The organism is Bacillus sp. lyk4-R2A-2 (assembly GCF_030209735.1).
Classification (GTDB): Bacteria; Bacillota; Bacilli; order Bacillales; family Bacillaceae; genus Bacillus; species Bacillus pumilus.
Map to the genome: position 1 here is coordinate 199,483 of NZ_JARVRK010000001.1, position 17,920 is coordinate 217,402.

Here is a 17,920-nt window from a genome sequence, read left to right on the forward strand (position 1 = left end):
ACATTATTTTTTTAAAATTATAATAATTCAAAAAACTATTGTTGAATTTTAGATACTATTTTATTTTTCCAAAAAATAAAATAAGGGATAAATTTTGTTTACCATATCAACCAAAAAAACCCTCATCTTCATGAACTGGTTGAAGTATGATACCTCTTTTCCCAAACGTCAACACACCAAAAAAAGGATAAATAAATTTTACTGTCAAAACATCATCCTATCTACGAAGAAAAAGACATCAATAGAAAAAAGTCTACCCTAAATGGTAGACTTTTTTTATTTCGAATATAAATCCCAGCCAAGCTTGAGTGTGTCCACAATATAATTGGCGACTTCCTCAGCCTCTAAATGATCTGTTTCCACCCTGGAGTTATGAAGAGAATAAATCTCCCGGCGTTCTTCAAACAGCTCTTTCATTTCATCAAGCGTCCGGTTGTGAAGAACAGGGCGGTTTTCAATTAAAATATCAAGCCGCTGCTTCCAATTCTCCCAAGATAGGTCAAGGAAAAGAACCGTACAATGCTTCAAGCAGGCACGTTTGATTTCTTCCTGTTTGAATGCACCGCCTCCAAGTGAGACGATCTTGAGTTGTGTATGTTCGCATAAATCGACGATATAATCCTTTTCAGCCTGTCTGAAGAATGCTTCTCCTTTTTGCTGAAACATCTCTGGAATCGTCATGTTGTATTTTTTTTCAATCTCCTGATCGACATCAATAAAATCTCGATATAGCTTTTTGGCAACTAGCTGCCCAATGGTTGTTTTCCCAACACCCATAAAGCCAATGAGAACAATATTCCGCTGTCTTACAGGGATTTCTCTATTGATTTTCATGATCGTGACACGTCCTCCTTACGACAAGGAATGCTACATAACGTTTCTATTATATGATAAATGGAGCGCGAAAAGATAGGCAATCTTAAAAATTGTGTTTGACGACGTAGCCGAGCTGTTCAGAAAGCCTTTGTGCCTGTTCTTTCACTTTTTGCTGCAGCTTGGGAATGACTTCTTCAGTAAACCGTTGGGTTGGACCAGATATGGATAAACAAGCCTTCACTTCCCCATGAATGTTAAAGACTGGTGCCGCTACTGCCGCAGAGCCTACCTCTCGTTCATCGATGCTGCAAGAAGTATACGTGTCAAGAATATGTTTACATTCCTTTTGCCAGTCATCTCTCATCACATGATCAGCCTCAGACGCTAATACTTTTTGTTGAAATTCTTCACTTTGAAATGCCAATAATACCTTTCCGCCTGCACCTGCGTACAACGGCAGCTTCTCACCAACCTTGACAAGATGTCGAATCGATTGCAGCCCTTCCGCCTGTTCAATACAAACCCTGCTTGTTGCATCCAGTACATACAGGTTGACGGTTTCTTTTGTTTCATCACGAAGTGCGTACATGAGTGGTTTAGCCAGTTCTCTCAATTTAATGGACTTTCCTGCAATGTATCCAAGGAGATAAAGTCTTTGACCCAATCGGTATTTCATTGTGTCTGGATTCTTTTCCACAAAATGATTCATTTCAAGTGCCTTGAGCAGTCTCGTTGTAGTAGACATTGCTAAATTCATCTCTTTTGAAATTTCCGTTAGCGTCAGCTCTTGACGTTCTTCACTAAAACAATAAAGAATATCCAAAGCGCGCTGAACCGTACGCAGTCCTGATTCTTCTTTTGACTTCTTATCAGCCATGTTCACTTTCTCCTTTTCCCCTTTGATTTCTTATCGACATAAACGATCGATTTTGCTATAATCCATTTTAAACGTTCCACTAAAAGAAAACAAATTCCACCAGTCGGAATAAAAACGATTGGAGAGGTTTGATGGAGGAGATATTTGAATGTACCTGCTCGTTTTTACACTTCTTATTAGCCTATATATTGTTCATCAACTATTTCCCGCTCCCATACTCTCCTATTTTGTTGGTCTGCTGGCCGCTGCTTCGCTCATCATTTCTTTTAAGAAAGCAAGTGGGCTTTATTTGAAAACAGGTGCTATGTTTCTCATGATTGGCTTGTTCTTATTTTTCTTATCCGACGAGCCATTGCACACGTTTTTTCTTCACTTTCATTCCATGCTAGGCTTGCTTTCTCTATTTTTCATGCTGCCTTTTATTCATTCTCTCATACATGTTGGACATTTCGATACACAATTAAATAAACTGCTCACACTGCATACAACGAGCACAAACCAGCTTTATCGCAAGAGTTCATTTGTCACTCATATTCTTGGCATGTTTTTAAATATCGCGACGATCCCCTTACTATATACATCGCTCAAACCGTCGCTGGATTCCCTAAAAGAACAAGTGAGACAACATCTTTATACACGCAACCTTTTAAGGTCATATGCATTATGTTTAAGCTGGAGCCCTGTTGAAGTGCTCGTAAGCGTCACCATTGATGCAACCAAACTCAAATATTATCAAATCGCACCCGTTACTTTTGGTTTAATGGTCATCGTGCTGGCGACAGATTGGATGCTCTTTTCTCGTCAAAGCAAACGATTCCCAAACATCATTCAGTCCGCAGAAACAAACTCCAATCCTCGTCGAATTAAGCGAAAAACCCTTCAGCTTGCTTTCATGCTGCTGAGTTTTATGACAGCCGTCTCACTTGTCGATGCATGGATTGGGAAAGGCTATTTATTCGCTGTTGTGCTAACCATTATTCCATTTGCTCTATTATTCTCTTCTGTCATCAAAAAAAGAAAACAATATATCGCCGTCTCTGTCCCTCATTGGAAAGAAAGAACCCGTCAGTTCTCCAACTATATGTGTCTATTTTTAAGTGCTGGCTTCTTTGTCGATATGCTGCTTGCCACAAACAGTATGCAGCCGATTCAAGCATTTATTGTCAGTATATCAGACGATGCCATTTTGGTTTATTGTGTCATTGGGTTATATTTTCTGATCACCGCTCTTTGCGGTTTTCACCCGCTCGTCTCGCTTGCTTTGTTAGTCAGCATGATGGCACCTGTCATCCAAGAACTTCCTGCTCTTCCCATTGCCATCATGCTTATCGTTGCTGGAACATCAACTGTCATGTTTAGTCCTTTTAATGTTTCTGTCTCCCTGTTAGCTGATTTGATGAAGGTCAACCCTTACCGTATCACTCGCTGGAATATATGGTTTGCTGGCTTTTATATCAGCATGGGTATCGCATGTGCAACGATCATCACTATTATCTTTTATTCATAAAAAAGAGAACTCAACTTGGTTTGAGTTCTCTTTTGCTTTCTCACTCTGGTTTTAATTGAATACGTTCAATTTTCCCTACGATAAAAATGTACGACAATGCCCCGCCTAATGCGACTAAACTGACGAATAAAATACCCCCGTTGTATGAGCCTGTCGCCGACACGATGAATCCGATAATAAGCGGAGTGATGATCCCAGCTAAATTAGCAAAAAAGTTAAATACACCGCCAGCCAGACCAACCATTTCCCTTGGTGCCACTTCAGACAGCATCGTCCAAGAGATATTAGACAGTCCTTGTGCAAATGAAGCGATGGATAAAATGGTCAGCACAAGCGGAATATTTGTTGTAAAGTTCGCTAAAACAATGGTACTCGTCAGAAGCAAGCCAACCACTACCGGCAGCTTCCTCGCTACATTAACGGATACGCCCTTTTTAAGCAGCCAATCAGACACATAACCTCCAAACAATACCCCAAAGAATGCAGCAATATAAGGAAGAGAAGCCGCAAAACCTACCTTAAGAAATGCCATATTTTTCGCCTCTGCTAAATAGGTCGGAAACCATGTTAAAAAGAAAAAAAGTGTAGACGCTACAGAGAATTGGCCAATATAGAGCCCAATCAATTTACGATATTTTAGAAGGGCGGCAAAGTCTGCCCATTTCAGCTTCCCCTGTGATGCTACTGTCAGTCCATCGCCTTGCCGAATCAATTCTAACTCCTCTTCATTCATCTTCGGATGCTCTTTCGGTTCGTGATAATACTTGTACCAAAAGAAAGCAAATATGATACCGAGCGCACCTGCTGTAATAAAGACGGTTCTCCAATCGAAAGTCGTCATGATCCAAAAAAGAAGAGGTGTCGCAAATGCAAGACCCACATACTCTCCAGCAGTATAAACACCTGTCGCAAAAGCCCGTTCCCGCCTTGGAAACCATGTGGTGACAATGCGGTTATTCGCAGGAAATGCGGGAGATTCTGTAATCCCAATAAACAAACGACAGCCGAATAAAAAGGCAAAGCTGTTCGCAAACGCCTGCAGGCCTGTGAAAATAGACCAGGTAATGAGTGATATCCCATACGTTACCTTTGAGCCAAATTTATCGAGAATAAAACCGCCTGGTATTTGCATCGCTGTATATGTCCAGCTAAATGCTGAAAAAATGAGGCCTAATAAGGCAGGATTTAATTGCAATGAAGATTGAATAGCAGGTGCAACAATAGATACACTGGCTCGATCAATATAATTAATGGCGGTAATAAAAAACAACAGAATCAATATGCCAAAACGGGCTTTCGTTGGCTTCATATAAGCGGGCCGCAATTCATTCCCCTTCAGTTCTGAATGCACTTTCATAACCATCCTCCTTTGTTTCCGCAGCGTGCGGTTCGGTTGAGCGCCTTAAATAACCCCTTTTTCCTCCAATCGTTTACACTCTTCTTCTGTTAAGCCAAGCATATTTGTTAAAATCTCATAATTATGTTCGCCTAAATCAGGTGCAATGTGCCGGATACTTCCGGGTGTTTTTTCAAACTTTGGAATGATCCCAGGCACCTTTACTTTTCCAAGACGGGGGTGATGCACCTCGACGATATTCTCTCGTGCTTTAAATTGCGGATGCTCGAAAATATCCTGAATACTTAAAATTGGGCTCACAGGAACGCCATGAGTATCTAGAATTTCTAATACGTCATCCCTTGTTTTCGACGCGATCCATTGAGAGACGATCGCATCCATCTCTTTGTTATGCTTCAGCCTAGATGCATTGACCGCGAATTTTTCATTCTCTAATAAATCTAATCGATTCATCGCCTCTGCCAATCGATTGAAGGTCGAATCCGTACTCGTCACAAGAACCAAATAATGCCCATCCTTTGTCACATAGGTGCCGGCAGGGCTTGAATGACCGCTTAACCCCGGTGAACGCTCACGCACCTTCCCAAGCTTGTCATATTCTGCAACCAAAAATTCTAACATACGAAACACAGATTCATAGAGGGCCAAATCCACCATTTGCCCAGTTCCTTCTGAATGTGTATCTCTGTAATACATCGCTGTCACAGTAGCAAACGCCACATATATGCCTGCAATATAATCAGTTAAAGAAAAGGAAGGACTGACTGGATGCCGGTCTGGAAACCCTTGAATATATGTAAATCCGCTAAACGCCGTCGCAGGTGTTCCAAATCCGGCCTTGTCCTTAAACGGACCCGTTTGTCCATAACCCGATACACGAATCATAATTAATTGAGGGTTGATTTCTTTTAATACGTCGTACCCTACGCCCCATTTTTCGAGAGTTCCAGGGCGAAAATTTTCAATCAACACATCGACCTGACCTGCAAGCTTTTTAAAAATGTCTTTTGCTTCGTCTTTGTGCAGATCCAGTGTTAGAGATTTCTTATTCCGTGAGAGACCTGACCATCTAAGTGGTTCACCTTCTGCAAAAGGGCCAACATGCCGCAGCGTATCGCCTTTACCAGGAATCTCGACTTTGATGACCTCTGCACCAAAATCCCCTAGAAGCACCGCGCCATAGGGGGCAGCGATCATCGTAGAGACGTCTAATATTTTCATTCCTTCGAGCGGTGTATTCATATTCATTGCTTGACTCCCTTTCATTCAAGTGATGAAGGGCTAAATAACTTTCTATTTTAGCCCTTGTCATCTTTCTGATTGACCCGGAAGACCCTGATGATTCAAAAGGAGGGCTTACCGGAGCAGTTTGTTAATCCTTCGGAAGCTGCCCTTGCGGTGTGTAAAGCCAAATCAGCCATAAAGGTTCATCTCCTGTATTTACATGCTGGTGCGAGACACCGTCTGGAATGAACATGAAATCATTTTGTTTAAAGGACTGCCTTTCTCCATCACAAATGACTTCGCCAGATCCTTTAATCACATAATCAAATTCCTCTGAACCTGGGTGATTGTGCACTGAACTTGCTTCTCCCGGTTCAAAAATGGTGAGACCTGCCATCATATGCTCTGACCCAACAGTATCTGGTGTAATGGTTTGAAATACCTTTCGAATCATTTGCTCCTCTGGATGATCTAAACCTAACCATAATGGGTTCCCATCTTGAAACGGATTCAATACTTTAATTTTCATTGTTACTTCCTCCTCGTTATGTTTAATTCACGCTGACATGTGAGCGCTTTGAATTTGGTGAATAAATATCATTAATATTCCAATGTCCATCCGTAGGGACAGGATCATTTTTCATTGCTACATCGATGACGCAAGGCTCTTGAGATGCAATTGCTTCAGCTAAAGCTTCTTTGAATTCAGAAGCAGAGGTGATTTTAATCCCCTTCATCCCATAACCTCTTGCAATGGCAGCAAAATCCGGAGAATAGCTTTCTCCACCTTTTCTGAAAACAGTACCGTACGTCGTTTCATAGTGCGCCATTTGCAAGCCAGCTATTGTTCCAAACGCACTGTTATTCATCACAATCCACACAACAGGAATGTTCTCTTCAACGGCTGTTGCGAGAACGGATGGATTTTGACCGAATCCGCCGTCCCCAACGAGTGACACAACGACACGGTCAGGCTGGGCAATCTTTGCCCCAAGTGCGGCAGGTGCTCCAAATCCCATCGTTGCAAAGCCGCCTGGTGTTAGAATGGTCCCTGGCGTGAGCACAGGAAATTGCTGTCCCACCCCATTTTTATTCCAGCCAACATCCGTTGTAATAAAGGCATCTGGCGGTAATACTTCTCGCACTTCCTGCAAAATACGCTGCGGCTTCATTGGGAAGGATTCATCTTGAATGTTCGTCAGGTTGCTCGCCTGAAACTCCTTACGATATGCCGCAATTTCCTTTTTCAATTCAGGTCGATTCAGCCCTTCTGGCAGTCTTTCTCTCGCCACTCGATTGAGTACAGTCAAGGCCTGCTTCAGATCAGCTACTGCTCCAATGTCAACAGGATAGTTACGTCCAATTTCATTCGGATCAATGTCAATATGAATGAGCTTGGTTGATGGGAAACGGAACGTATATTCTGATTCCCACGAACTCGCATCAGCTTCAGCAAAACGGGTGCCTAAAGCCAATATATAGTCCGCCGCTTTGCACTGATCATTGATAAATTTTGTCCCCCAAAATCCTGTCATTCCAAGGGTCATTGGGTGATCATCTGGCATGGCTCCTTTCCCCATCAAAGAATGGGCGACAGGGATACTTAGATGATCAGAGAATGCCTTTAATTCTTCAGCTGCGTCAGCTAGTAAAATGCCTCCCCCTACATATAAAAGCGGCCTTTCTGCCCGCAGCAATCGATCTAATATCCGATTGGCCGTTTGATCATCAATTGAAGGCTTTTCAATGGTCTGTGTATGATGGTTGATTTGTTCAAACAGGGACACATCTAGGTCTTTTGAGAACACATCCATTGGAACAGATATCAGCACTGGGCCAGGACGGCCGCTTTCAGCTAACTGAAATGCTTTTGATAAAATCTCTGGAAATAATTCTGGAATATCGACTCGCCATGCTCTTTTCACAAACGGCCGGTAAATTTCGTATTGAGAGGCATCGGAATGAAGATTGATCTCTTGATGTGGGTGCTTTCCGTAGTAATGACTCGGGACATCTCCTGCAATGACAACCATTGGAATGGAATCAAGTGCTGCATTCGCTACCCCTGTTGCCGCATTGGTGAGTCCAGGACCTAGATGACTGAGAACAACAGCTGTCTGTTTCTTTGCTCGCGCATAACCATCTGCTGCATGTGCCGCTATCTGTTCATGTCTGACATTTACAAATTGAATCGAGCTTTTTTCAAGCGCTGATAAAAAAGCAATATTCGTATGACCGCAGAGACCAAAAATATGCTCGACTCCCCGATTCTCTAAATACTGAATAACCTGTGTAGAAATATTCTTCTTCATGTTTCTCTCCTCTCACGGTGCAGCTATGAATCTGCTACTCTCTTATTCTTTGAAAAACAATAGATAGAACGCTGTTCAAATCCTGTATTGCCACTTGCCCGGGAGCTGAGCTTTCTTTCCCTACAGCAAAGGTCATGACAGATCCAAAAAGTCCACCAACCATTCTTGTAAAAGCCCCATATTCCCCCATTGCCATCGAAATAACGGGAATCGACAGCTGCTTGTTCGCATGGCTGGTCGCAGAGAGCAGTGTTAATGCATCCTCATAGGAATGCGGCATCACTGCAATCTTTGCGATGTCGGCGCCGACTGATTCTGCATTGACGAATAGCTGCACGAGACGATCCAACTCAGGGGTGCGCTGGAAATCGTGATACGACACAATTAAGGTGACCCCATTACTTTTAGCCGCCTGACTGACTTGCTGTAAATGTGTCACATCATGCATCAATTCATAATCAACGGCGTCCACAAGCTGTGTGGAACAAAGCTCGACAAGCAGAGAAACCTTCTCATTTTCTGAGAGTGATATACTTTCGCCGCCCTCCTTTTCAGAGCGGATGGTGAATAAAAATGGTATGCCCTTTGCCTTTTCTACCATTCCCTTAAGGGTTTCTATGACTTGTTCCTTGTCATGAAGGTGATGAAAAAAATCCGCCCGCCACTCTATCACATCAGGCTTCTTCTCAGTTAATACCTCGACCTCATGAAACAATTCTTCCTTTGTTTGCCCGATGAGCGGCGTACAAATCATTGGCTGACCGCCTGTCTGCACACTTTTTACCTTTTGCTGAAATGCATTCACATCCAAACGCCCCTTTCACAGACCCTGTGGAAGCACGATCATTTTGGTTTCGGTCATCTCCTCAATAGCGAAACGCGGACCTTCTCTTCCAAGACCACTTCGCTTAATTCCTCCATAAGGCCAATGATCCAGTCTAAAATTTGATGTCCCATTGATGACAACACCGCCAGTTTCAAGCTCTTTTGCTGCGTGTAACGCAACATCCAGCTGATTCGTAAAGATCCCTGCCTGCAAACCATATCGACTATCATTTGCTTCTTTAATTGCCTCCTCCAGCTCCGCATAAGGGAGAATGCTGACAACTGGGCCGAATACTTCCTCACAGACGACCTTGGCCTGTTTCGGAGGGTTCAGCAAAATAGCCGGTGTGATGCTCGCTCCATTTCTTTTTCCCCCACATAAAAGCTGTGCCCCCATACTCTCTGCCTCTTGTATCCATGTCTCAACACGCTGCGCGGCCTGTACATCGACCATACAGCCGATATCACTCTCACTGGACAGCGGATCTCCAACGACAAGCTGCTCTACTTTTTGTTTTAATACCTCAGTAAACGACGGCATTATTTCCTGGTGGACATAAATTCTTTGAACAGAAATACAGCTTTGACCAGAATTACTAAAGCCTGTCTTGGCACAAAGGGATGCGGCTTGTTCAATATCAGCATCGTGATGAACAATCGTCGCGCCATTCCCTCCGAGTTCGAGCAATACTTTTTTTAATCCCGCAGAGGTTGTAATATGCTCTCCTCCGGCAGCCCCACCGGTAAAAGAGATGAGGTTCGTTCTTTCATCAGTGACTAACTGTTTCCCAGCCTCGACCCCGCCAATCACAAGCTGCAAACTTGCCTCAGGGAACCCTGCTTCGAGAAGGAGTTTGACAAACGCTGTAGCAACAGCTGATGTTTGCGGTGCAGGCTTCAAAATAATGACATTCCCTCCCGCAAAAGCTGGACCAACTTTGTGACAAATTAAGTTGAGCGGTGCATTAAAAGGAGTAATCGCCAGCACAACTCCGACTGGTATTTTAAATGTCATGGCCATTGCTCCCTGCCCACGCGATGATACATTGCCTGGAATGGTCTCACCTACTAATCGATTCGCTTCTTCCGCCGACTGCGCTAGCGTCTCGATTGATCGTGAGACTTCATCTCTTGTATTTTTAAGCGGTTTGCCTAATTCTAACGAAATCAGTTTTGCGAAATGGTCTTTTTGTTCTTCAAGCAAGGTGGCTGCTTTCGTTAGAAGCTTTGAGCGTTCGATTGCCGATATTCCCGCTATTTGTTTTTTAGCATGCTGCGCAATAGAAAGTGCCTGTTCTATGTCTTCTGATGAGGCGAGATATGATGTACCGATCCTTTCTCCTGAGTAAGGATTGATGATATCTGTTTTCACACGATCGGTATCCATCCACTCGCCGTTTATATATGATAATGCTTTTAAACTGCTCAAATTTTCTCTCCCTCCTTGAGGTGCCGCGTTCCATGTCCTGCATAACGAACCAATCTTTCTTCGTTTGGACAAGGTCCCTTCACGAGGGCTCCCTTTCTCAGCTCCTCATATGCATGCGCCACGATGCCCATTCCTCTAGATAAGGAAAAAATGCCTTTTGCTGCTTCTGCTGGAATGTTTAATTCACATTGGATTGCAGCAGATACACCGTCTATATTCATCGTGATTTTCTTCCCTTTCAGGTGTTCAAGCTCATGTCTAATCGCTTCGGCTAACCGTAAATATATCCCACTGATAAGACCTTGCTGGACATATGTGTGACTTAGCTCATATAGACGTCGAACCCTCGGATCATCATCATGAAGCTGATGGCCGATCCCCGGGATTTTTTCCTTGCGAGTTAACCATGTGTGACATACTTGCTTGGCCGCAGACTGTATATCCTTTTGATCATCGTAGATCGCTTTGGCTTCGTATAACATACGCATGGCCTTCTCTCCGGCTCCGCCGTGAATATCACCTAATAAATTCACCCCTGTTGCAACAGAGGAATTAAACGAAATGCCGCAAGTCACCGCCATTCTGGCAGCTGCAATAGATGGCGCTCTTGGTCCATGGTCCGCGCCTGCGACAAGAACACTTTCAAAAAGAGCTGCTTTTGAATCATCCAATAATTCACCAACAAGCAGTAAATAAAGCATTTGTGGATACGACAGTTCGCCAATCAGTTCTTCAATCGGATAACCTCGAAGTTCAATTGAATTTTTTTGAATATGACTAATCTCAGTTTCCCACCAAGCGCCTCCCTCTTTGTAGATTTCCAGTGCACTTCGATTTTTCATTGTGTCAATCATTCCTTTAGCTTCTTATTTGGAGGTGAACCACCCCTTTATTCCATTCAGTGGAATCTAATTTCACTTTTCGGAATGTGGTTTCATTGTAAGCGCATTCTTTTTCTTCGTCAATCATTTTTTCTGAAAATACTGTAAATAGCAGTGAAATTAAGTGAATCGAACTAATTATGCTTGCTTTTTTTGATCAAAAAAATCTTTATTTAGTTAAATGGACTTGAGTAGATCGTTCTACTAATTTAATGAATTTTTGGTTATTTTGTCAAACCCATTTAAAAATTCACCATAAAAAAACCTCTCCGTCTACTGGAGAGGTCGCTTTTTTATTTCCACCAGTCATCAAACATGGAAGCGGGTACTTGGCGTTTATGCTCTGATTGAACATAGCGCTTTTCAATCGCTTCTGCTGCTTGTTCTGACACGGGCTTACCTTCTAAGTAATCATCAATTTCATTGTACGTAATGCCTAGTTCTGTTTCATCCGTTTGCTGAGGTTTGTCATCAAGCAGATCGGCTGTCGGTTTCTTTAAGTATAGGCGCTCTGGTGCTTGCAGCGCTTCTAGCAGTGTCCGGCCTTGGCGTTTCGTCAGACCTGTGAGCGGGAGAACGTCTGCACCGCCGTCACCATATTTCGTGAAAAACCCAGTGACTGCTTCGGCTGCATGATCTGTACCAATGACAAGTAATCCTTCTTCTCCTCCAACAGCATATTGCGCGATCATTCGCATGCGTGCTTTGACATTCCCTTTATTAAAATCAGACAACGGTCCGCCTGTGTCTTTTTGATATTGTTCACTGAATGCCGTCACGGCAGGCGCAATATCATATTTCCACGACTTGTCCGGCTGAATAAATGATAAAGCGAGCTGGGCATCATCTTCATCCTGCTGCACGCCATGCGGGAGACGCACCGCAATAAAGACTACCTCTTCCTTTCCTTCTTGACGCAGTTCAGATGCAGCGAGCTGTGCAAGACGGCCAGCGAGCGTTGAATCCTGTCCGCCGCTAATGCCGAGAACGAATCCTTTCGCGCCGGTTTTTTTCAAGTAGTCCTTTAAAAATCCAACCCGTTTTTCAATCTCCTGCTTCGGGTCAATTGAGGGCTGCACATGCAACTCTTGGCTGATCTTTTTTTGCAAACTCATACACTTTTCCTCCTAAGCATCCTCTACATGAAGAGAACAGGTTTTACTCTAAATTCATTGATTTTACAACGTTTTTTGAATCTTCATTATACCATGTTTTCAGGAAGAACATTTTGTAAGACGTTCCCCTATTTCATCAATGATCAAACATTCACAAATGAAAAAGACCCTGTCGATACGGACTGGCCTTTTTTTCAATCAATTTCTACCCGTATAGATGTACAGCTTGCGCCATTACACTTCCCAATATCAGCAGGGCATGCGGATACGGCCACAATGAGGTCCATTTCGGCTCGCAGACGAATGTAATCACCGGGAAGAGATTTTGGCAGCTCCACAGACAGCTTTCCTTTTTCATCAATGACTGTATTCATAAAGGCATTAAAAGGATAGTACATATCCTCCTTCGGAATCCCAAATGGTTCAAAGGCAGTCCTTAAATTATCGTAGCATGTATGCATGACCTCTAAATGCGTCCGTCCGTATAAAAGCTGGTACATTTCTTGCCGGCAGGCGGGCATATATAAATCATGGCACTCGACTGTATCTTCAATGACCGTAAACATCGGTTTGTATAAATTAGAATAGAGCTTATCGCCTTTTTTCACTTTGGACGAAAATAGGCTGTCCATTGTCGCGCCTTGGTCAAATTTTTCATAAAAATCCTTTTCGTGATAGGCCATGACATCTGCTACTTGCTGGCCTTCAACATCAACCACCCGCATACATTGACCTTTTCCTAAACGAAAGCCCAGTCTGCCCTTTGGTAAAATGACATATTCTCCGTTCATCACATACACTCCTTTCCTTGACAGTATGCCCAAAACGTCCTCTTGATCATGTATAAAAAAAAGAGGCGGTCACAAGCTAATGTCATTGAAACAGAAAGGTGTTGCGCATGCATTGAAAGAAGAACAAACTTTATCTTGGTGGCAGCTTTCTCTCATCGGAGTCGGCTGTACGATTGGCACTGGTTTCTTCCTTGGTTCCAGCATTGCCATTACAAAGTCCGGTTTTTCCGTCTGCATTTCTTTTTTACTTGCTGCGGTTGGAACCTATCTCGTCTTTAAGCATTTGGCTGCGATGACAGCCGATAATCCTGATAAAGGGTCATTTTGTTCCTATGCTCGTAAAGCATATGGACGCTGGGCAGGGTTTAGCAATGGCTGGGTGTATTGGTTCGCAGAAATGCTGATTACAGGAAGTCAGTTAACAGCGATTTCTCTTTTTACCCGCCACTGGTTTCCATCTGTGCCGCTCTGGGTGTTTTCTGCAATTTATTCCGCTCTTGCCCTGCTCGTGATTATCATAGGGCTCTCTTCTTTTCAAAAGACAGAAAATGTCCTTGCGGTACTGAAGACAGCGGCGATTTTTCTATTTATGATCCTTGCTGTGCTTGTGTTATTCGGGATTCTGACAGATCATAAACCAACCCTTCACCTCCCAAACAAAGATCACGAATGGATGCCGCTCGGTCCACTTGGTCTTTGGAATGGATTGATTTACGCGTTTTATGCATTTGGGGGAATTGAAGTCATGGGGCTGATGGCGGTTCATTTAAAGGACCCGAAGGATGCAGCAAAGTCTGGACGCGTCATGCTGATCATTCTAGCGGTCATCTATATCGTCTCAATTGGACTTGCTCTCTTGCTTGTCCCAGTGACAGCCTTTAATGAGAACAGCAGTCCCTTTATTACATCATTAGAGCCATTTCATTTATCGATCTTTCTTCATATCTTTAATGGCATTTTCATTATTGCCGGCTTTTCGACATTGGTTGCCTCTCTCTATGCAGTCACGACGCTGCTTGGCACGATGTCAGAGCATCAAGATGCACCTGCTTGTTTTAAACAAAAAGACCCATCTCATGTCAGATGGTCTTCGATTATCTTAACTGCTGCTGGATTAATTGTCTCGATTTTGCTTGCGCTCTTTTTGTCCAAACACATCTACGAGCACCTCACAACAGCAGCCGGCCTTACCCTTCTGTACACGTGGGTCTTCATTCTGTTCTCAAGTAAAAAGCTATCAAAGCCATCCACTCGCCAAACGTGCGAAATGTTTCTTGCACTGCTCCTGATTGGAGCCGCCATTTCAGGCACTTTAACAGAGGCAAGCGGACGACCTGGCTTTTTTATCAGCCTTGGGATCATTGCAGTGATTGCCATCATGGTGCTATTTATGAGGAAAAAGTGGAAGCAGCAGGATCAGACCGCATCATAATTTCATCATGTTTCTTAATGCAGTAAAAGGACATTTGGCGGAGGCTGGTTTCTCCGCCTCTTCATCTGGGAGAAAGTATTGCTTCCATTCATGATTGGTCGGATCACCGTACCATTTTAATGATGGATGAACGCCGACCTCATCATACGCTTTGAGCCGCTTGCGAACGAGCTGGCTCATTTTTTGACCAAACTTAGTCGATCCATTCAATTTCTCAAACACCCATCTAGGCTGAAATGCCATTAAGACATAAGGAAAGTGGCGGCTTTTTCTGAGCTTATGAGCCGGTGTGGAGCATAAAATAAAATACGCTTCCCCGTGAAAGCAATACTCCCACTCATGATGATGAGCATCTAGCGGAATATCCTCAGGCCATGGCACTTCATCTTTCTGGTGCAGTCGTTGAAGCAATGACCAAAACTGCTGCTCAAGCTCTTCAAGCGAACTTTCCTTTAAATCCTGCGGTGTTTCAAAAAAGCATATAAATGAAGCATATTGACCCGTTTCTTTCGCACAGCTTTGATATTCTCTCAGCAGCTGCGCTAATTCCTCAACAGCTTCCTCTTTTCTCGGATCACCCACAAACCCATAGCGTAAATGATCGAGAAAAAATCCCTGTCTTCCTGGGACACAAGGGAATGTATCTGCCTCATCTCCTACCATCTCTCCAAATAGCGTAAAAGCATCCTGCTTCCATTCTTCTAGTGATCGTAGATTTTGATCAAGGCAACTTTTTGCATACAACTGGGCCATTTCCTTCCACCTCGTTTTAGCGTCTTCTCCATAGCCTATGAGAAAAAAAGGCTGTGGTGACTGTCCCTAAGCGACTTTCCTTGCGCATTCCAGAGGTGGATGTTCTCATTCAAATTCAGCATGTATGTGCGTCTTTCACTCCATGCTGCTTCTTTTAATAGAGCGCTTTTGTATCTTCCCTATGATCGGTTCTTCATCAAAAAGACAGAATCGAGCACCCAATAAATGAGGGCTGAGCAAAAGCTAAACAGATAGACTTTGTAGCTAATGAACACAACCAGTCCATAATCAATCCATAACGCTAACGCAGAGCAAATCACCCACGCCGCAAGAAAATAAACAAGTAAGTCACGGCCTCGAAACCTTCTAGGATGCCTGTGTAAAACAAGCTGAATCGGTGCAGCAAACACTACATAAGCGATTAAAATCAGCAGACTTGTCATCTCCACATAACCAAAGCCTGATTCAGTCGGGATAAATAGCATGGTATATACGAATGTTGCTGTGATGACTGATAAGATCAGCATGCACAAATAGTTGAATACTGGAAGAAAAATACGCATGGCAAAGCTCCTTGAATCCATTTTATATCTCACCATTATTCAAGAATGTGTTATGTCTGTCAATCCTTACAAAAAAAGCAGACTGACATGAGTCTGCTTTTCTACCCAATCAACGCCATGATCCCTTGATACCCGAAATAAGCGCCGAAACCAAGTAAAGATAAGCCTGCAAGCACGGACAAGCCATGTAAGACACGTTCACTTAAATAGCGCCTAAACGAACTAGCAAGCAGCGCCATGCTGAAATCCCAGATCAACATGCCGATAAAAATAGCCAAGCTGTACATCAGCATTTGAGATGTCCCATACTTTTCGATCGTATTGGCCAAAATACTGCCATAGATGCCAAGCCAAAATAAAATACTGAGCGGATTGGAAAGAGAAATGAAAAACCCCGTCATAAATGACTGACCCACCGAAGTGTTTCCTCCATCCTTTTTCGGACTCTCCTGCAAATTGATTTTACGCAGGCTCTCAATGCCGGTATAGGTCAGAACAAAAAAGCCGAACAGCCACAAAAAGGTTTTCACAAGAGGTGCGGTCAAAAGCTGGGCGACACCAAAATAAATGAGGAGCATATAGACAATATCCGCAGCCATTGCCCCCACACCAAAAATCCACGCGTGCCAAAATCCACTTTTAATCCCTCTGTCGATTTGAGCTGCATTGACTGGCCCAACAGGCGCTGAAAGTGACAACCCTAAAAAGATATAACCAAAAAACACCGCCACATAGACGTCCTCCTTTTGATGCTGACTTGTACATATTATTCAAACGTTCTATGGTTTAGTACAAGTCCTTTGCCATCTTTTCAGGTGGATTCAAGGAGACATTGGATATTGCTTAACGATCGGCTTTCAGCGCCGATTGTTGCGGCAGGACCGTTTCCTTTTTCGTAGCACGTTTCATTTGAATCGCAGCTGCAAACAGAAGAACAGCTAAGAAGGCGAAAACAAAGACGGCACTTGCTGCTCCTGCCCATTCAAGACTAAAGCCGATCAAGAAGGACAAGCAGGCTCCGCCTAAACTTGCGGCTGCAATAAAGTAGCTTGTGGCCTCGTCGATGGCATTTTCAATCATTAATGCAGATGCAGTCAGTGCGATTGGGAACATACCAGCTGCACACAGACCGATGAAAAAGATGAGAAGCAGCTGCGCGGCGATGTGGGTTGTCAGAGCAAATACAACGAGCAGCAGAATCATGAGTGCTGCGCTTAGCTTTAAAAAACGCAGCGGGTGCAACTTATCAGCTTTTCTCGCAATCACGGTTCTGCCAATGACGATCGCTGTCCAAAAGGTAGAGACCGCAAAGAGACCCCAATTGTCTCCCCCTTTTTCCAGCATGATCGACGGCAAAAAGTTCGCAAAGTTCGTTTCAATCCCTGCGTAGAAAAAGGCAAAGCAAATCATGATCACCACAATGATTCGATTGTTTCGATCAACAAGTAAGGACGGTTTTCTTACCCCATTGGAAGGAGCAGTCATCTGTCCACTAGGCAATTTGTTCATGAAGGCAAGCCAGAGCATCAGGAAGAATGTCAGTGAACCGACTTGAAATAAAAACACATAGTGCCACGTCTGTTCATTGACAGTTAGTAAAATCACAAGTGGAAATAACAGTGCTCCTAACCCAAAGAAGACCTCCATGATGCTGATTCGCTTCGCACTGTTTGCCATCGAAATCACATACGCTCCGGCTGTTGTCTCAAGACTGCCTGCCCCGCTCCCAAGAAAAAAACCTGCCAGCACAAGTGTTGACCAGCCAGGAACCAAAAGCCCGAGCAGAAGTGACCCGATCATCAGCAAAAGACCCATGGTCAGAACAGCGCCGTAGCCTTTTTTCCTCACAAGGATGGGGGATAACAGAACCCCTGTCAAAAAACCAATAAACTGAAAAAAGATTAAAGAAGATAATTCCCCAGGACCCTTATCGTAACTAGACAGTAAATAAGGAGTTAAGCTGCCAAAAAACACATGAATGGTCCCAATAAAAAAATAAAAGACACAGCCAAAATAAAATACTTTTTTCATCTTTTCA

Annotated in this window: 17 protein-coding genes; 2 read left to right on the forward strand and 15 right to left on the reverse strand. The window is 43.5% G+C overall.

The window, feature by feature from the left end:
* Positions 1–276 precede the first annotated feature (276 nt).
* Both QRN39_RS00775 and QRN39_RS00780 read right to left on the reverse strand, forming a co-directional pair.
* Entirely contained in the window at positions 277–834 is a 558-nt protein-coding gene (locus QRN39_RS00775) for a shikimate kinase (RefSeq protein ID WP_003214270.1), read from the reverse strand.
* 85 nt (positions 835–919) lie between these two features.
* Positions 920–1,693, reverse strand: coding sequence for an IclR family transcriptional regulator (locus QRN39_RS00780; protein ID WP_050943261.1), 774 nt, complete (start codon positions 1,691–1,693; stop codon positions 920–922).
* A 148-nt stretch (positions 1,694–1,841) separates the two neighbouring features.
* Between QRN39_RS00780 and QRN39_RS00785 the strand changes: the two genes are divergently transcribed.
* Positions 1,842–3,200 carry a hypothetical protein gene (locus QRN39_RS00785; protein ID WP_284905747.1) on the forward strand — a complete coding sequence of 453 codons (1,359 nt, stop codon included), beginning with the start codon at positions 1,842–1,844 and terminating at the stop codon, positions 3,198–3,200.
* 40 nt (positions 3,201–3,240) lie between these two features.
* Here the strand turns inward: QRN39_RS00785 and QRN39_RS00790 are convergent, their stop codons facing one another.
* The 9 genes from QRN39_RS00790 to QRN39_RS00830 form a co-directional block, all read right to left on the reverse strand.
* A complete protein-coding gene (locus QRN39_RS00790; RefSeq protein WP_106029634.1) occupies positions 3,241–4,557 on the reverse strand; it encodes an MFS transporter in 1,317 nt (438 codons plus the stop codon).
* A 45-nt stretch (positions 4,558–4,602) separates the two neighbouring features.
* Positions 4,603–5,805: a CaiB/BaiF CoA transferase family protein gene (locus QRN39_RS00795; protein WP_284905750.1), complete on the reverse strand. Its 1,203-nt coding sequence runs from the start codon at positions 5,803–5,805 to the stop codon at positions 4,603–4,605.
* A 124-nt stretch (positions 5,806–5,929) separates the two neighbouring features.
* A complete protein-coding gene (locus QRN39_RS00800; protein WP_003216877.1) occupies positions 5,930–6,310 on the reverse strand; it encodes a cupin domain-containing protein in 381 nt (126 codons plus the stop codon).
* A gap of 22 nt (positions 6,311–6,332) precedes the next feature.
* On the reverse strand, positions 6,333–8,093 hold the full coding sequence (locus QRN39_RS00805; protein WP_106032928.1) for a thiamine pyrophosphate-binding protein: 1,761 nt from the start codon (positions 8,091–8,093) through the stop codon (positions 6,333–6,335).
* A gap of 34 nt (positions 8,094–8,127) precedes the next feature.
* Positions 8,128–8,904 (reverse strand): type I 3-dehydroquinate dehydratase, encoded by a 777-nt coding sequence (gene aroD / locus QRN39_RS00810; protein WP_050943268.1) that lies wholly within the window; start codon positions 8,902–8,904, stop codon positions 8,128–8,130.
* A gap of 9 nt (positions 8,905–8,913) precedes the next feature.
* Positions 8,914–10,347, reverse strand: a complete 1,434-nt coding sequence (locus QRN39_RS00815; protein ID WP_284905753.1) for an aldehyde dehydrogenase family protein — start codon at positions 10,345–10,347, stop codon at positions 8,914–8,916.
* On the reverse strand, positions 10,344–11,201 hold the full coding sequence (locus QRN39_RS00820) for a citryl-CoA lyase (protein WP_226804624.1): 858 nt from the start codon (positions 11,199–11,201) through the stop codon (positions 10,344–10,346). The genes QRN39_RS00815 and QRN39_RS00820 overlap by 4 nt, the downstream gene beginning before the upstream one ends.
* Before the next feature lie 320 nt (positions 11,202–11,521).
* The gene (gene nadE / locus QRN39_RS00825) at positions 11,522–12,343 is read right to left on the reverse strand and encodes an ammonia-dependent NAD(+) synthetase (protein WP_050943271.1); all 822 of its coding nucleotides are present in this window, start codon (positions 12,341–12,343) and stop codon (positions 11,522–11,524) included.
* A 194-nt stretch (positions 12,344–12,537) separates the two neighbouring features.
* Positions 12,538–13,134: a DUF1989 domain-containing protein gene (locus tag QRN39_RS00830; protein ID WP_003217259.1), complete on the reverse strand. Its 597-nt coding sequence runs from the start codon at positions 13,132–13,134 to the stop codon at positions 12,538–12,540.
* Positions 13,135–13,213: 79 nt separating this feature from the next.
* On the opposite strand from QRN39_RS00830, the gene QRN39_RS00835 reads away from it, so the two are divergent.
* Positions 13,214–14,566: an amino acid permease gene (locus QRN39_RS00835; RefSeq protein ID WP_003217176.1), complete on the forward strand. Its 1,353-nt coding sequence runs from the start codon at positions 13,214–13,216 to the stop codon at positions 14,564–14,566.
* On the opposite strand, the gene QRN39_RS00840 is transcribed toward QRN39_RS00835, so the two are convergent.
* The 4 genes from QRN39_RS00840 to QRN39_RS00855 all read right to left on the reverse strand — a co-directional run bounded on the left by QRN39_RS00840 (position 14,561) and on the right by QRN39_RS00855 (position 17,913).
* Complete coding sequence (locus QRN39_RS00840) at positions 14,561–15,319, reverse strand: YqcI/YcgG family protein (protein ID WP_003216950.1); 759 nt, start codon at positions 15,317–15,319, stop codon at positions 14,561–14,563. The genes QRN39_RS00835 and QRN39_RS00840 overlap by 6 nt on opposite strands.
* Positions 15,320–15,498: 179 nt before the next feature.
* Complete coding sequence (locus tag QRN39_RS00845; protein ID WP_003216904.1) at positions 15,499–15,882, reverse strand: UPF0715 family protein; 384 nt, start codon at positions 15,880–15,882, stop codon at positions 15,499–15,501.
* A gap of 101 nt (positions 15,883–15,983) precedes the next feature.
* On the reverse strand, positions 15,984–16,613 hold the full coding sequence (locus QRN39_RS00850) for a LysE family translocator (RefSeq protein ID WP_251191160.1): 630 nt from the start codon (positions 16,611–16,613) through the stop codon (positions 15,984–15,986).
* Between the two features lie 112 nt (positions 16,614–16,725).
* Positions 16,726–17,913 (reverse strand): MFS transporter, encoded by a 1,188-nt coding sequence (locus QRN39_RS00855; protein ID WP_251191161.1) that lies wholly within the window; start codon positions 17,911–17,913, stop codon positions 16,726–16,728.
* Between the last annotated feature and the right edge of the window lie 7 nt (positions 17,914–17,920).